Raw genomic sequence first — 612 nt, forward strand, 5'->3', positions numbered from 1 at the left:
TCGCCTCTGACTGCCAAGGCATCCACCGTATGCGCTTCTTCACTTGACCATATAACCCCAAGCAATCTGGTTATACTGTGAAGACGACATTCGCCGAAAATTTGCATGCTTGCTCAATTAAGAGCAGTCACAAATTTTACCTTAGCCTGATCCGTTACCAGTGAAAGTAACGTTCAGTCTATCTTTCTATCACATACCCAAATTTTTAAAGAACGATTCTGATAAAGTTCAGAAATCAATATTCGATGCGAATATTCATTTCTAAGCTTTAGAAGCAGTAAGTGGTGGAGCCAAGCGGGATCGAACCGCTGACCTCCTGCGTGCAAGGCAGGCGCTCTCCCAGCTGAGCTATGGCCCCAACAAGAAACTGGTGGGTCTGGGCAGATTCGAACTGCCGACCTCACCCTTATCAGGGGTGCGCTCTAACCAACTGAGCTACAGACCCAATTTCGGTCTGCTTCTATCGTCTTCTTCAATGAATCAAGCAATTCGTGTGGGAGCTCATGATACAGCTGATGTCGTCGATTAAGGAGGTGATCCAGCCGCAGGTTCCCCTACGGCTACCTTGTTACGACTTCACCCCAGTCATGAATCACACCGTGGTAACCGTCC

The 612-nt window shown here is 47.9% G+C and carries 2 tRNA genes and 1 rRNA gene; all 3 read right to left on the bottom strand.

The window, feature by feature from the left end:
* Positions 1-282 precede the first annotated feature (282 nt).
* Positions 283-358 (bottom strand) — tRNA-Ala (locus ACWKWX_RS32680).
* 10 nt (positions 359-368) lie between these two features.
* Positions 369-445 (bottom strand) — tRNA-Ile (locus ACWKWX_RS32685).
* A gap of 81 nt (positions 446-526) precedes the next feature.
* Positions 527-612, bottom strand: a 16S ribosomal RNA gene (locus tag ACWKWX_RS32690); the annotation flags it as partial.

The sequence above is a fragment of the Pseudomonas imperatae genome (assembly GCF_057128625.1).